The sequence below is a fragment of the Chromobacterium sp. CCUG 30098 genome (genome assembly GCF_059916605.1).
The window spans coordinates 362,469-377,373 of sequence record NZ_JAUCGS010000003.1 but is presented as its reverse complement, the minus strand read 5'-3'; the positions used below and the strand labels follow the sequence as shown (position 1 = coordinate 377,373).

Annotated in this window: 9 protein-coding genes and 2 riboswitches; of the genes, 2 read left to right on the top strand and 7 right to left on the bottom strand. The window is 65.4% G+C overall.

Annotation, left to right across the window (positions count from 1 at the left end; all coding sequences use genetic code 11):
- The first annotated feature begins 142 nt into the window (after positions 1-142).
- On the top strand, positions 143-919 hold the full coding sequence (locus QUG03_RS09985; RefSeq protein WP_370646609.1) for a substrate-binding periplasmic protein: 777 nt from the start codon (positions 143-145) through the stop codon (positions 917-919).
- On the opposite strand, the gene QUG03_RS09980 is transcribed toward QUG03_RS09985, so the two are convergent.
- From QUG03_RS09980 to gcvT, 4 genes are all read right to left on the bottom strand, one after another.
- Positions 900-4,340 (bottom strand): EAL domain-containing protein, encoded by a 3,441-nt coding sequence (locus tag QUG03_RS09980; RefSeq protein ID WP_500819920.1) that lies wholly within the window; start codon positions 4,338-4,340, stop codon positions 900-902. The genes QUG03_RS09985 and QUG03_RS09980 overlap by 20 nt on opposite strands.
- Before the next feature lie 176 nt (positions 4,341-4,516).
- Positions 4,517-7,369, bottom strand: a complete 2,853-nt coding sequence (gene gcvP, locus QUG03_RS09975) for an aminomethyl-transferring glycine dehydrogenase (protein WP_500819919.1) — start codon at positions 7,367-7,369, stop codon at positions 4,517-4,519.
- Positions 7,370-7,492: 123 nt separating this feature from the next.
- Positions 7,493-7,879, bottom strand: coding sequence for a glycine cleavage system protein GcvH (gene gcvH, locus QUG03_RS09970; RefSeq protein WP_107798347.1), 387 nt, complete (start codon positions 7,877-7,879; stop codon positions 7,493-7,495).
- A 73-nt stretch (positions 7,880-7,952) separates the two neighbouring features.
- On the bottom strand, positions 7,953-9,041 hold the full coding sequence (gene gcvT / locus QUG03_RS09965; protein ID WP_227107183.1) for a glycine cleavage system aminomethyltransferase GcvT: 1,089 nt from the start codon (positions 9,039-9,041) through the stop codon (positions 7,953-7,955).
- Between the two features lie 41 nt (positions 9,042-9,082).
- A riboswitch (glycine riboswitch) is annotated at positions 9,083-9,179 on the bottom strand.
- 14 nt (positions 9,180-9,193) lie between these two features.
- Positions 9,194-9,285, bottom strand: a riboswitch (glycine riboswitch).
- A gap of 245 nt (positions 9,286-9,530) precedes the next feature.
- On the opposite strand from gcvT, the gene QUG03_RS09960 reads away from it, so the two are divergent.
- Complete coding sequence (locus tag QUG03_RS09960; protein ID WP_500819918.1) at positions 9,531-11,213, top strand: dihydroxyacetone kinase family protein; 1,683 nt, start codon at positions 9,531-9,533, stop codon at positions 11,211-11,213.
- 43 nt (positions 11,214-11,256) lie between these two features.
- Here the strand turns inward: QUG03_RS09960 and QUG03_RS09955 are convergent, their stop codons facing one another.
- The 3 genes from QUG03_RS09955 to gluQRS all read right to left on the bottom strand — a co-directional run bounded on the left by QUG03_RS09955 (position 11,257) and on the right by gluQRS (position 14,802).
- Positions 11,257-12,009, bottom strand: a complete 753-nt coding sequence (locus QUG03_RS09955; protein WP_486636704.1) for a M15 family metallopeptidase — start codon at positions 12,007-12,009, stop codon at positions 11,257-11,259.
- A gap of 141 nt (positions 12,010-12,150) precedes the next feature.
- Complete coding sequence (locus QUG03_RS09950; RefSeq protein ID WP_227107177.1) at positions 12,151-13,491, bottom strand: amino acid permease; 1,341 nt, start codon at positions 13,489-13,491, stop codon at positions 12,151-12,153.
- Between the two features lie 423 nt (positions 13,492-13,914).
- Complete coding sequence (gene gluQRS / locus QUG03_RS09945; protein WP_227107175.1) at positions 13,915-14,802, bottom strand: tRNA glutamyl-Q(34) synthetase GluQRS; 888 nt, start codon at positions 14,800-14,802, stop codon at positions 13,915-13,917.
- Between the last annotated feature and the right edge of the window lie 103 nt (positions 14,803-14,905).

Here is a 14,905-nt window from a genome sequence, read left to right as displayed (position 1 = left end):
GAAGGTTAAGCGAATAAGCGAAAAAAACAAACCATCGATTATGCATATTCATATTCGCGACACGGCCAAGGATGGAGTTTGAGCCCGGCGCAAATTGCCGCTACAGTCAAAGCGGACAGCCAGAATACAAAGCGCCATCGACATGAACCGCCGCCACTGCCTGCTTGCCCTGTTTTTGACCAGCTTTGTCGCCGCGCCGCTGCGCGCGGCGCCGGGCCCTGCGCTGGACATCCTGACCGAGGATGACCCACCGCTGACTTTCGAGCAAGACGGCAAGGCCGCCGGCCTGGTGGTGGAAGTGGTGCAAGGGATACAACGCCGCGTCGGCAACCACGACCCCATTGCCGTGGTGCCTTGGGCGCGCGGCTATCGCCAAGCGCAACAGCAGCCGAACACCGTGCTGTTCAACACCAACCGCACCCCGGAACGGGAGCGCATGTTCAAGTGGGTGGGCCCGGTCACCGAAACCCTGGGCTGCCTGTTTGTGAGGCGCGACAGCCCGATCAAACTGCAAACGCTGGACGACGCCCGCAAACTGCCGCAAATCATGGTGGTGAGAGACTGGTATCTGCAACAGCTGCTGAGCGCGCAGAACTTCTCCAACCTGGCCACCGTGGCCACGCCGGACCAGTTGCTGACCATGTTGATGCGCAAGCGCGCCGACGTCATCGTCAGCGAAAACACCACCTTGCCGCATCAATTGCGCCAGCAGGGCTTCGACCCGGCCCAAGTACGCAAGGCGCTGACCTTTTCCCACACCTACGGCTACATCGCCTTTTCCCGTCAGACCCCGGACGCGGTGATCAAGGCCTGGCAACAGGCGCTGGACGAGATGAAGCGCGACGGCAGTTTCGCCGCGCTGTACCGGCGCTGGCTGCCCGGCGAAACGGCGCCGGGCATCAATCCGCCCGCCCCGTGAAACACTCGAAACGGCCGCGCCACCAGGACACCAGCTCCTCGGGGGGCAAGGAGCGCGAATACAGATAGCCCTGGCCGCTATGGCAGCCGCGCGCCAGCAGCAAGGCGTGCTGGGATTCGGTTTCCACGCCCTCGGCCAGCACTTGCAGGCTCAGGCTTTCCGCCATGGACACGATGGCCGCCACCATGGCCAGATCGCGCTCGTCGCTGTCCAGCCGCATGATGAAGCTGCGATCTATCTTCAATTCATCGATGGGCAGCCGCTTGAGATAGGAGAGCGAGGAAAAACCGGTGCCGAAGTCGTCCACGCTGATGTGAAAGCCCATGCGCTTGAGCGTCGGCAAGGCCTTCATCGCGCTGTCCGCGTCCATCAGCGTGCCCTCGGTGATTTCCAGGCACAGTTGCTCCGGCGGCGCGCCGCTTTCCTCGGCGATCGCGCGCAAACGCGCGACGGCGTCCGGCAAGCCGAAGAAGCGCGCCGACAGATTGACGCTGACGCGCCAGGGCGGCAGACCCTGCCCTCTCCAGGCCATCACCTGGCTGCAGACATTGCGAAACACATACTCGTCGATATCGATGATCAGGCCGGTTTTTTCGGCGATGGCGATGAACTCCGCCGGCGACTGCTTGCGCCCGTCCAGCTCCCAACGCAACAGCGCCTCCATCCCCAGCATGTCCTGGCTGCGCAGCGTCATCTGCGGCTGGTACTCCAGCCGCAGCTCCCGTCGCTGCAAGGCCTGACGCAAGCCGGTCTCCACTTGCAGGCGCTGGCGCACGCCGTCCGCCATATCCTCGGAGAAGAAGCAATAACCGTTCTTGCCCGCGTACTTGGCGCGGTACATCGCCATATCCGCATCGCGCATCAGCCCTTCCGGCGTATCCGCGTCGCAGGGATAGCAGCTGATGCCGATGCTGGCGGACAGGAAATAGCGGTGGTCTCCGTCCTGGTACGGCGCCGCCAGCGCCGCCAGCACCTGCTCGGCCAGGCTGTCGGCCGCGCCGTCGGCGGCGTTCTCGGCCAAGGCGACGAATTCGTCGCCGCCGATGCGGAACAAAAGATCGTGGCCGCTCACGCAGGCGCGCAAGCGTTCAGCCACGATGCGCAACAGGCGGTCCCCCACCTCATGCCCAAGGTTGTCGTTGATGAAGCGGAAATCATCCAGGTCCACCAAAAGCAGATACAGGCTCCGCCCTGAGCGCCGATGATTCTTCAAGCTCCATTGCAGCCGCTCGTTCAACTGCACGCGGTTGGGCAGTTGAGTCAGGCTGTCGTGCTTGGCGAGAAACTCGATATTGAGCTGCGAACGCTTCAGCGTGGACACGTCGCGGGCAAAGCCCATCGCGCGCCGCGGCCGCCCCTGTTCGTCCCGCCACAGGCTGGCGCTCACCTGCATCCAGACCTGCCCCGCCTCCGGCAGGGCGACGCGAAACTGACACTCGTGCAGGCTTTCTCCGGCCTCGGCCGGCAAGGCCTGCCAACGCCGGCGCAACTCGTCCAGGTCCTCCGGATGGATTTGCGCCAGCAAGGCGTCCAGACTGTCGTGACGATAATCCTCTGCCCGCCCGAAAATCCGCCCCACCGGCCCCTCTTCGTGCAAGACCCCGTCGCCCAGGTCCAGCTCCCAGGCGATTTGTTCCGCCGCGTACAGCGCCTGCTTCAAGCGCATCGCCGAGCGGCGGCGCTCGCCGATCAAGCGCCCCACCCGCGCCAGCAACTCCGCCACCGAAAACGGTTTGAACAAGAACTCCTGCACGCTGTTCTGCAGCATACGCAGCCGCAGCGAATCGTCGGCGCGCGCCGACAACATCACCACCGGGATGTCCTCGGTCTGACGGTTGCCGCGCAAAGCCGACACAAACTCTTCTCCGCCCATTCCCGGCATCATCAGATCGCTGATGATCAGGTCCGGCTGCTCGCTCTGCGCCAAACGCAGGCCGCGGCCACCCTCCGGCGCCGTCATCACCCGATAATGCTTGCCCAGCGCGCCGGCGATGAAGGCGCTCATATCGATGTTGTCCTCCACCAGCAGCACCAACGCCTGGGCGCCCTTGTCCGGCGCGGAGCCCCCCTCGGCCTGCGGCGACGCGGGCGCGGGCACCGCGCCGCCGGCCAGCAAATCGTCCAGACGCAAGTCTTCCGACTCTATCGGCGCACCCGCCGGCGCCAACAGAGGCAGGCTGAGGCGGAACAAGGCGCCGCCGCCCTCCGCGGCGAACAAGCTCACCTTGCCATGGTGCAGCTCGATGAATTCTTTGACGATGGCGAGGCCAAGCCCGGTGCCGCCGTGCCGGCCGTAATCGCCGTCCTCCACTTGCACGAAGCGCTCGAACACCTTGTCGCGCATCTCGGCCGGCACGCCGGGCCCGTTGTCCTGCACCCGGATGCCGGCCTGGCTTCCTCTCAGCTCCAGCGCAATCTGAATGCGGCCACCGTCCGGCGTGAACTTGAAGGCGTTGGACAGCAGGTTCAGCAATACGCGCTGCAATTTGATCGCGTCCACCTGCGCCGACGCCGTTTTCGGCGCCGCCACTTGATAGTCGATATGCCGGTCGCTGGCCAGCGAAGTAAAATAAGAGGCCACGTGACGCACCAGCTCGGCCAGGTCCAGCTGCGCGTAGCGCAGCTTCAGTTCCCCCGCGTCCAGCTTGGCCACGTCCAGCAAATCGTTGACCTGCTGCAGCAACATACGCGCCTGCCGCTGGATCATCAGCAGATTGGGGCTCTCCTCCGGCTCGGCCTGGCCTGTCAAAAAGCGTTCTACCTGACCCAGGATCAGGGTCAGCGGCGTGCGCAACTCATGGCTGACATTGGCGAAGAAGCGGGTCTTCATCTGATCCAGCTCGCGCATCTGCTGATTCAAGCGGGCCAGCTCGTTATTGGATTCCTTCAGATCGGTGTTGGCCCGGGCGATTTGCGCATGCTGGTTCACCATTTCCGCTTCTAGCGCCGCCGCGTCCATTTCCCGCCATTCCGCCGGCTGACTCTGCTGCGGCTGGCTCCGTTTCAGGCGCACGAACTCGCTGACGTCCTGCGCGCTGTGAATGATGCAGGCCACGCTGCCGTCTGCGCGCTTCACCGGCCAGTTGGTCGGACTCCAATAGCGCTCTTCGAAACTGCCGTCCGGCCGCGGAATATCGTATTTCTGCATCGCCATGCTGTCCTCGACCCCGGTGGCCAGCACGCGCTGCAAAGAAATGCGCAGATTGCGCGAGCCCTCGCCTTCCGGCTCGGCGGGATTGACCGGAAAGATGTCGAACAGATTGCGCCCCAGGATGGACTCGCGCCGGGTCAAGGTCGTCTGCAGGTAAATATCGCTGGCGGCGATGACGTTGAAATCGGTATCCAGCACTAAATACAGGCCGGGGGCCCGTTCGAACAGCAGCTGGAAATCCGGTGCGGCAATCGCAACCTGCGCGTTCAACGCCAACGCAGCCTCCTATCGGTGGGGTTCGCGGATCAAGGGCGGCAAGACTGCCGTCATATTCCTCATTAAATATGATAGTCGCATATCCACTCAACTCCAGTGCCGTATCGACGCGTCGACGCGTAAAAAAACCCCGGCCAGGGCCGGGGTGGTTTGGCGTCCGCCTGCGCGGATCAGGCGTAGCTGTCGGTGGATGGGCAGCTGCACACCAGATTGCGGTCGCCGTATACGTCGTCGATGCGGTTGACGCTGGGCCAGAACTTGTTTTCCAGCACATAGTCCAGCGGGAAAAGACCGGTTTCGCGGCTGTACGGACGCTGCCAGTCGCCGGCGATGTCGGCCTTGCTGTGCGGCGCGTTGCACAGCGGATTGTTGTCCGCCGGCCACACGCCGTTCTGCACCTGGTCGATTTCCCGACGGATAGCCGCCATCGCCGCGATGAAGCGGTCCAGCTCGACCTTGGGCTCGGACTCGGTCGGCTCAATCATCAGCGTGCCCGGCACCGGGAAGCTCATGGTCGGCGCGTGGAAGCCGTAATCCATCAGCCGCTTGGCCACGTCCACTTCGGTCACGCCGCTGGCGGCCTTGAGCGGACGCAGATCGATGATGCACTCATGAGCCACCCGGCCGTTGGCGCCGGTGTACAGCACCGGGAAATGCTCGGCCAGCCGCGTCGCCACGTAGTTGGCGGACAGCAAGGCGTTCTCCGTGGCCTGCTTCATGCCTTCCGCGCCCATCATCGCGATATACATATAGGAGATGGGCAGGATGGAGGCGGAGCCGAACGGCGCCGCCGACACCGCGGTCTGGCCCGGCTGGGCGGTGGGCACCGAGGCCACCACGTGGTTGGCGATGAAGGGCGCCAGATGCGCTTTCAGGCCAATGGGGCCCATGCCCGGGCCGCCGCCGCCGTGCGGGATGCAGAAGGTCTTGTGCAGGTTCATGTGCGACACGTCGGCGCCGATGTCGGCCGGACGGCACAAGCCCACCTGGGCGTTGAGGTTGGCGCCGTCCATATACACTTGGCCGCCGTGCTGATGGATGATCGCGCAGATTTCGCGGATAGGCTGCTCGAACACGCCGTGGGTGGACGGATAGGTGATCATCAGCGCCGCCAGCTGAGCCGAATGCTGCTCGGCCTTGGCTTTCAGATCCGCAACGTCGACGTTGCCGGCCTCGTCGCAATCCACCACCACCACCTGCATATTCATCATCTGCGCGGTGGCCGGATTGGTGCCGTGGGCGGAGCGCGGAATCAGGCAGATATTGCGTTGGCCGTCGCCGCGCGACTCATGGTAACGGCTGATCGCCAGCAGGCCGGCGTACTCGCCCTGGGCGCCGGAATTGGGCTGCATCGAAATGATGTCGAAACCGGTGATCGCGCGCAGCTGCGTTTCCAGGCCGGCGATCATTTCCAGATAGCCCACCGTCTGTTCGCGCGGGGCGAACGGATGCATATTGGCGAACTCCGGCCAGGTGATCGGAATCATTTCGCTGGTGGCGTTCAGCTTCATGGTGCAGCTGCCCAGCGAGATCATCGAATGATTCATCGCCAGATCGCGGCTTTCCAGCTTCTTCATATAGCGCAGCATCTCGTGCTCGCTATGATGGGTGTTGAACACCGGGTGGCTCATGAAGGCGGATTCGCGCTTCAGTCCGACCGGAATCGCGTCGGCGGCCGCGGCGTCCAGCGCGGCGATGTCGGCGCTCTTGCCGGTGAATATTTCGATCAGACGAGCCAGATCGGCCTCGCTGGCCGCCTCGTGGAAGGCGACGCCCAGCACATTGCCGCCGGCGCGGCGCAGATTGTAGCCGGCGGCCAGCGCCGCCTGATACACCACCTCGGCCTTGGGCGCCTCAACCTGCACCGTGTCGAAGAAGCGGTCGAACACCAGCTTGCCGCCGGCGGCCTTGACCGCGTGGGCGAAAATGGCCGCCAGGCGGTGAATGCGGGCGGCGATGCGCTTGACGCCTTCCGGACCGTGGTACACCGCGTACATGCCGGCGATATTGGCCAGCAGCACCTGGCTGGTGCAGATATTGGAGTTGGCCTTTTCGCGGCGGATATGCTGCTCGCGGGTCTGCAGCGCCATGCGCAGCGCGGTCTTGCCCTTGGCGTCCACCGACACGCCGATGATGCGGCCCGGCGCAGAGCGCTTCATCTCGTCCTTGAAGGCGAAGTAAGCGGCGTGCGGGCCGCCGAAGCCCATGGGCACGCCGAAGCGCTGGGTATTGCCGATGGCCACGTCCGCGCCCATCTCGCCCGGCGATTTCAACGCCACCAAGGCCATGATGTCGGCGGCCACCACCGCCACCGCGCCCTTGGCCTTGACCGCGGCGATGTGCGGGGTCAGGTCGATCAGGTCGCCGGCTTCGCCCGGATATTGGAACAGGGCGCCGAAGTATTCGCCCTTGCCCGCCTCTTCCGGATGGCCCTGCACCAGCTCGAAGCCGAAGTACTTGGCGCGGGTCCGCATCACGTCCAGGGTTTGCGGCAGCACGCGGCTGTCTACGAAGAACCGGCCGGACTTGGCCTTGGACACGCGGCGCGCCATCGCCATCGCCTCGGCGGCGGCGGTGGCCTCGTCCAGCAAGGAGGCGTTGGCCAGTTCCAGACCGGTCAGGTCTATCACCATTTGCTGGAAGTTCAGCAAGGCTTCGAGACGGCCCTGGGCGATCTCGGCCTGATACGGAGTGTAAGCGGTGTACCAGCCCGGGTTTTCCAGCAGATTGCGCAGGATCACCGTCGGGGTCAGCACCGGGTAATAGCCCTGGCCGATGAAGGATTTATTGACCACGTTCTTGGCGGCGACGGCCTTCAGCGCGGCCAGCGCCTCGGCTTCCGGCATCGGATCCGGCAGCTCCAGCTTGCGGTTCAGGTGAATGTCGGCCGGCAGCGTCTGCGCCACCAGTTCATCGATGGAGGCCACGCCGATGGCGGCCAGCATTTGCTCGCGCTCGGCGTCGGACGGGCCGATGTGGCGGGAGATGAATTCTTTGCGGTTGAAAAGTTCGGAGAGAGACATGAGTACGGGACCTTCTGTGCTTGCCGTCCGCGCCGCGGCTTGCGCGGCCAATCGGGTGTTGCTGGATATCCGGGCGAAAAAAACGCCTCGCGGCCGATTAGGACTGCGAGGCGGTTTTCACCATCAGGCGCCAATTTCCTTGGCGTAGGCGGCGGCGTCCATCAGGGCGTCCAGGTCCGCCGGATCCGCCGGCTTGATCTTGAAGAACCAGCCAGCACCGTAGGGCTCGCCGTTGGCCAGTTCCGGTTCGGCTTCCAGTTCCTCGTTGATGGCCAGCACTTCGCCGGCAATCGGACAGTAGATGTCGGAAGCGGCTTTCACCGACTCCACCACGCCGGCCTGCTCTTCCTTGGCGAGCTTGGCGCCCACTTTCGGCAATTCGACGAAAACGATGTCGCCCAGCAGTTCCTGCGCGTGCTCGGTAATGCCCACGGTCACGGAGCCGTCGGCTTCCAGGCGCAGCCATTCGTGGCTTTCAACGTATTTGAGTTCGGCGGGGATGTTGCTCATGAGTGTCTCCAGTCAAATCCAGGTCTTAAACGATATTCCCGGCCGCGTCGCGCGGCCTGCCCAAGCACGCCGCTCAGGCGAAAACTTTTTTGCCGTTGCGCACGAACGGCATTTTGACCACGCGCACCTCGGTCAAGGTTCCGCGCAGGTCCACCAGCGCCGTATCGCCGGTGCCGGCCGGCACGCGCGCGATCGCGATGGAGTGTTTGAGGGTGGGCGAGAAGGTGCCGCTGGTGATCACGCCCTCGCCTACGCCTTCCACCACCACTTTCAGGCCTTCGCGCAGCACGCCGCGGCCTTCCAGCACCAGGCCCACTTGCCTGGTTTTCAGGCCGGCGGCTTTCTGCGCCTCCAGCGCCTTGCGGCCGATGAAATCGCGCTCCGCCGGTTCCCAGGCGATGGTCCAGCCCATGCCGGCCTCCAGCGGGGAAACGGTTTCATCCATATCGTGGCCGTAGAGATTCATGCCGGCCTCCAGGCGCAGCGTGTCGCGCGCGCCCAGGCCTATCGGCGCCACGCCGGCGGCCTGCAGTTGCTGGAAAAAGGCCGCGGCCTCAACGCCGGGCAGCATCACTTCCAGGCCGTCTTCCCCGGTGTAGCCGGTGCGGGCATAGAACCAATCGCCGGCGGGCTGGCCTTGGAAGGGCTTCAAGGCCTGGATGACGTCGGCGAGCTCGGGCTTGACCGCGCAGACCTTGGCGATGGCCTGCGGGCCCTGCACCGCCAGGATGGACAGATCGCGGCGCACCTTGATGTCCACGTCGAAATCCGCCTTGCGCCCTTCCATCCAGGCCAGGTCCTTGTCGGTGGTGCCGGCGTTGATCACCATGCGGTAGCCGTAGGAGGTCAGATAGACGATCAGATCGTCCACCACGGTGCCGTCGGGGGTGAGCATGCCGGAATACAGCGCCTTGCCTTCGAAGCCGAGCTTGGCCACGTCGTTGGCGATCAAGCGCTGCAGCCAGACTTTGGCGTCCGGGCCGCTGATGTCCAGCACCGTCATATGGGAAACGTCGAACATGCCGGCGTCGCTGCGCACGATCTCATGTTCCTTGAGTTGGGAGCCGTAATGGATGGGCATTTCCCAGCCGGCGAAATCGACCATCTTGGCGCCGGCGGCGATATGGGATTCAAACAGGGGGGTGCGTTTCGGGGCCGTCATCGGTGCGTCCTTAGCAAAAGCGTGTAGTGTTGCTCTATTCCCTACACCCCTCTGTCCCTGCACCTGAGATTTTCCGGCCTTGCGGCCGTTAGCCCCTTCGGTGGGCATCCGCGGATGCCGCTCTCCAGATTCGGCGAACTGGCTGCGGCCAGTCCGATGATGCAGTCCTTTTGCCTGAGCGATTGCGGGTGCGCTTGCGCCTTCGGCGGTGGCGCGGACGGCCACTCTCTCCTGCATGACGAGCCAGATTATGGTTGCTGGACCGGGGCTTGGCAAGCCGTGTTTATCTTCAACTTAAACAATGACTTAAAATATTCGAAACCGCAAAACATTGAACCAGCATTGCTTCGTTTAAGATCGATTACGAACATATTTCATTTCCTTATCGATCAAAAAATAGATGACCACCCCATTGCGCCGGCGCTGATCGTAAGATGACATCCATCTTGACCAAGCACGATCTCTATCCGATCTGGAAAGGAAACCGCGATGCGAAAACTGATCAACGATCCGCGCCATGTGGCGCGGGAGATGCTGGAAGGCCTGGCCGACACCCTGCCCGGCCTGGCGCTGCTCGAGGAAGAAAATGTCTTGCTGCGGGCGGACCTTCCCGCCGGCGGCCTGCGCGACAAGGTGGCGCTGATTTCCGGCGGCGGCAGCGGCCACGAACCGGCCCACGCCGGCTACATCGGCCACGGCATGCTGGACGCCGCCGCGGTGGGCGACGTGTTCACCTCGCCCAGCGTAGACACCGTGCTGGCGGCGATCCGCGCCGTCGCCGGCCCCAAGGGCGTGCTGCTCATCGTCAAGAACTACACCGGCGACCGGCTCAACTTCGGCCTGGCGGCGGAACTGGCCCGCGCCGAGGGCATCGCCGTCGACAGCGTGGTGGTGGCCGACGACGTGGCGCTTCGCGACACCGTGGAGCCGGCGCGCAGGCGCGGCATCGCCGGCACGGTGCTGGTGCACAAGATCGCCGGCGCGGCGGCCGCCTCCGGCGCCGGCCTGGCCGAGGTCGCCGCCGCGGCGCGGCAGGCTGCGGAACAGGTGGCCACCATGGGCGTGGGCCTGGGCGCCTGCACGGTGCCGGCCACCGGCCGCCCGGGCTTTCAACTGGACAGCGGGGAGGCGGAACTGGGCCTGGGCATACACGGCGAAGCCGGCGTGCGCCGCGTGGCGACGCCATCGGCCGCCGATTTGTGCGCGACGCTGCTGGACGCCATCTTGCAAGACCGCGGCTGGCGTTCGGGACACAGGGTGGCGCTGCTGGTCAACGGCCTGGGCGGCACGCCGCCGATGGAGCTGGCCATCGTCGCCCGCGCCGCGCTGGCGCATCTGCGCCTGCGCGGCCTACAGGTGGAACGCGCCTGGAGCGGCAACTTCATGACCGCGCTGGAAATGCCCGGCTGCTCCTTGTCCCTGATGGCGCTGGACGAACAGCGCCTCAACTGGCTGGATCAAACCACCCTGGCGCCGGCCTGGCCCGGCTCAGGCCGTCTGCCGGCGCAACGCCAGCTGCGCGCCGCGCCGCCGCGCGACGCTTTCACGCCCTCGGCCGCCGCGGCCGATCCCCGTTTGCGCGCCGCGGCCTGGGCCGCGGCCGACGCGCTGGACGCCGCCGAGCCGCTGTTGACCGAACTGGACGGCGCCGCCGGGGATGGAGATCTGGGCGTCAGCATGCAGCGCGGCGCGGCCGCGATCCGGGCCTTGCCCGACAGCGCCTGGAGCGACCCCGCCACGGCGCTGCGCGCGGTCGGCCAGGCCTTGCGCCAGGCCATCGCCGGCAGCTCCGGGCCCTTCTACTCCACCGCCCTGCTGCGCGCGGCGCGGCGGCTGGACACGACGACCCCGCCCACCCCGAAGGACTGGGCGGCCGCCTTTCTGGACGGCGTCGCCGCCGTCGCGGAACTGGGCGGTGCGCAAGTGGGCGACCGCACCATGCTGGACGCCTTGTCCCCCGCCGCCGACGCTTTCGCCTCCGCCCTGGACGCCGGACAGGCTCCGGAGACGGCCTGGCGTTCGGCGCTGACAGCGGCGGAGCGCGGCTGCGCGGCAACCGCCTCCATGCGGCCGCGCCTGGGCCGGGCCAGCTATCTGGGCGAACGGGCGCTGGGCGTGCCGGACGCGGGCGCCAGCGCCGCGCTGGTCTGGTTGAAGGCGCTGACCGGCTAGCGCCAGGCCATGGGCCGCTGCGCCCGCGCGGCGGCCCTGGCGATCAGGCCGGCCTCTCCGGCTCGGCCTCCATCGACGGATAGATCCAATCCACGCCCAGCGCCTGCCCCCACAGGCAGTCGCCCAGATCGTAATGCCACCATTCCTCGGCATAATTGCTGAAACCGGCCTGCTTCATCAGATTGAACAAGACGCGGCGATTGTGACGCACCGTCAGCCAGCGCTCGGAGGAAAAACCCAGGGCCGGATCATGCGGCGCTTCGAAGAAATCGGTGCGCGACGCCGGCTCCGCCGCGTCGAAGGCCGTGCCGAAATCGCAGATCTCGCCCGTGTCCATCCGGCAGATCGCCAGGTCCACGGCGCCGCCGGAATTGTGCGGCAACACCGCGAAACGGGCGGTGTCGTCCGGGTGGGCGGCGAACAGTCGCGCCTGCCGCTCCACCGCCGCCGCGTCCCAGTCCGGGTGCGCGGCGCGCACATCGTCCAGCACCATCTGAAACAGATCCGCCTGGGTTTCACGGCTACGGTAGGCGTCGAACAGCAGCAAGCCGTACTCCGGCGCCAGCCGCGCCGCCGTCTCGCGCAAACGGCGCGCGACAAAGGAGCGCGCCGACATGCCTTCGGCGCAGCCTTTGCGGCCGGCGCGGTAATAGCTGTTTTCCGGAAACAGGCCGTCCGCGCGCTCAAGCGCGCAGGGCGCGTTCTCCGCCCGCATCCGCGCCAGCGTCTGCGCGTCCGGCAGCGGATAGGTGAAATCGATGGCGACGAGCGCGTGATCGGCGGCGCTTATCCTCATGGCAACTCCCGGTCTGAAAGCAAAGCGCCCTAGTAGGCCACCAGCCGGCGGCATAGGCAAGCCCGTTGACTCATGACGATAGGCTTGCGCAAAAAGAAAACGCGGCCTAAGCCGCGTTTGGGATCCGACATCGCCTCTCCTTCATGAAGGATCGGCGTAACGCTCCTTCACCTGCCAGACATAGACCGGCAAGCCCAGCAGCAGCAGAATCATGCCCCACATCACGATGTCGGCGCCGGAGCCGTACAAGGCCCAGACCGAATAGGCGAAACCCACGCCGGCGAAGCACAGCGGCGCCAGGAAGTCCTTGCGCTGGAACTGCTGGGGGCGCATCAGCATGATGGCGAGCAAGGCCATCGAGCAAAAGGCGTAGGGCAGCAAAGTGGTGGCGGTGGCCAGCAGGATGATGAACTCGAAAATCTTGACGCCGCCGTCGCCGCCGGCGTACTTCATCGCCATCAGCACCGTCACCAGCCCGCTGGACAGCAGCAGGCCGAAAATGGGCACGCCCTCGCGGTTCATCTGGGCGAAACGGCGGGGAAACAGACCGTCGTGCGCGGCCGCGGCCGGCACGTGCGCCTGCATCAGGCTCCAGCCGTTGAGCGCGCCGAAGCAGGACACGATGGCGCCGAAACCCACCAGGTAATAGCCCCAATCGCCCCACATCAGCCGGGCGGCGTCGGCAAAGGGCGCCTGGGAGGCGGCCAGCATCGCCGGCGGCATCAAGCCCATCAAGGCCACCGTGGACAGGATGTAGAGCACGGTGGCGATCAGAGTGCCCAGCACCGTGGCGCGCGGAATGTTTTTTTCCGGCTCGATCACGTCGCCTGCCGGCACCGACGCCGATTCCAGCCCCAGGAAGGCCCACAAGGTCAGCGCCATGGTGGCGGACACCGAACTGAGCAGCGGCTTGTCGTGAGGGTTGAACACGATATTGTCCGGCTGCATGTGGAAAAAGCCGATGAAGGTGACGGCGGCCAGCGGCAACAGCTTGAGCAAGGTGGTCGTCACCGCCACCAGGCCGGAACTGCGCGCGCCGCGGCTGTTGATCCAGGTGACGATCCAGATCAGGCTGATGGCGAACACGCCGGCCAACACATTATTGTGGCCCAGCGCCGGAACGAATACCTGCATATAGCTGGTGGCGGCCACCGCCAGGGCCGCATTGCCGGCCCACAGCGCAATCCAGTAGCCCCAGGCGATCCAGAAGCCGGCGAAACCGCCGAAGGCTTCATGAATATAGGCGTACGGCCCGCCTTCCTTGGGCAGGATGGCCGCCAGTCGGGCGAACACCAAGGCCAGGCAGATCGCGCCGGCGGCGGTGAGCAGCCAGCCTATCATCGACACGCCGCCGAACGGCGCCAGCGACGCGGGCAGCAGGAACACGCCGGAGCCGATCATATTGCCCACCACCAAGGCGGTGCACATCCATACGCCCAGCGCCCGGGTCTTGGTCTTGCTGTCTAAATTGGTATTGCTCAAGGCTTGGTCTCCATCGGGCCTGCCGATTGACGGGCGCGCCGCGCGCGCATGTTTACGTTCATGCGATGGCGCCGGCGGAATTGGCCTGGCCAGTTCCGTTCGCATTCAGACTGATACGGCTGAAAAAGCGCCCATGATAGAGGGCCTCGCCCGCAAGCTGGGCATGCTTTCTTCAAACCGCTTGACCGGAGTCAACTGAAGCGGGACTTTGCGCCAGTGCGCGCGCATGAAAAAAAGGCGGCATTAGAACACAAATTCGACATAAAAACATGTCGCATTTTCCGCATATCAAGGAGAAGACGATGGCGACCCGCTTGCCGCGGCCGATGATGCGCAACAAGCGCGTGCGCAGATGCCAATATAGGCCAGCCGGGATGGAAAAAAAGACGTCAAACGCATAATTTTGGCATAAAACGGCGCAATTCAGCCGGCAAGCACCGGTCCGACCGGCACGCGCGCCAGCGACCAATGCGCTCGCGCCCACTGCCACAACTCGGCCAGGCCGCCGCACTCCTCCGGCGGAACATGCCCCAGGCGGCTTAAGGCCAGGCGCAAGGCCGCTGCGGCGTCCTCGGCCGCCACCGCCGGCGCCAGCGTCTGCTTGGACAGCTTCTCCCCCGCGGCGTTGACCAGCACCGGCAGATGACAATAACCCGGCGTCGCCACGCCCAGCGCCTGCTGCACCGCCACTTGACGCGGCGTGGACACCAGCAGGTCGGCGCCGCGCACCACATCGTTCACCCCTTGTTCCGCGTCGTCCACCACCACGGCCAATTGATAGGCCCAAAAGCCGTCCGCGCGCAGCAAGACGAAATCGCCGATGTCGGCCGTCAGATTCTGACGGTAGGGCCCTTGCAGGCGGTCCGCCACCACGGTGTCGCCGGGCGCCGCCCGCAAGCGCCAGGCGCGGCCGCCTTCTTCCGGACGCCGCCGCCGGCAATGGCCGGGATAGACGTAGCCGTCCAGGCCGCGCCGCGCGGTCTTGGCGATCTCCTTGCGCGTGCAATTGCACGGATAGGCGTGGCCGGAGGCGATCAACTGCTCCAGCGCCTGACGGTACAGCTCGTGGCGACGGCTTTGATACACCACTTCGCCGTCCCATTCGAAGCCATAGGCGTCCAGCGTGCGCAGGATGGCGTCGGCGGCCCCGGCCACCTCGCGCGGCGGGTCCAGATCCTCCATCCGCAGCAGCCACTCGCCGCCGCGCGCGCGCGCCTCCAGATAACTGCCGACGGCGGTGCACAAGGAGCCGGCGTGCAGCAAGCCGGTGGGACTGGGGGCAAAACGCCCGCGATAGCGAGAAGAGTTCATGACGGATAGGAAATTTACGGCGGCAATGCGTTGTGAAGGGAATTTCTGGCTAATAATGTTGACTGATACGCTCGAATCATCGCCCCGCCGCCGCGCCAAACGG

Coding starts and splice junctions, on each gene's coding strand:
- gcvP (WP_500819919.1), bottom strand. CDS start 7,369: ATGTCTCTCTCCGAACTTTTCAACCGCAAAGAATTCATCTCCCGCCAC.
- QUG03_RS09960 (WP_500819918.1), top strand. CDS start 9,531: ATGCGAAAACTGATCAACGATCCGCGCCATGTGGCGCGGGAGATGCTG.
- QUG03_RS09955 (WP_486636704.1), bottom strand. CDS start 12,009: ATGAGGATAAGCGCCGCCGATCACGCGCTCGTCGCCATCGATTTCACC.
- gcvT (WP_227107183.1), bottom strand. CDS start 9,041: ATGACGGCCCCGAAACGCACCCCCCTGTTTGAATCCCATATCGCCGCC.
- gcvH (WP_107798347.1), bottom strand. CDS start 7,879: ATGAGCAACATCCCCGCCGAACTCAAATACGTTGAAAGCCACGAATGG.
- QUG03_RS09985 (WP_370646609.1), top strand. CDS start 143: ATGAACCGCCGCCACTGCCTGCTTGCCCTGTTTTTGACCAGCTTTGTC.
- gluQRS (WP_227107175.1), bottom strand. CDS start 14,802: ATGAACTCTTCTCGCTATCGCGGGCGTTTTGCCCCCAGTCCCACCGGC.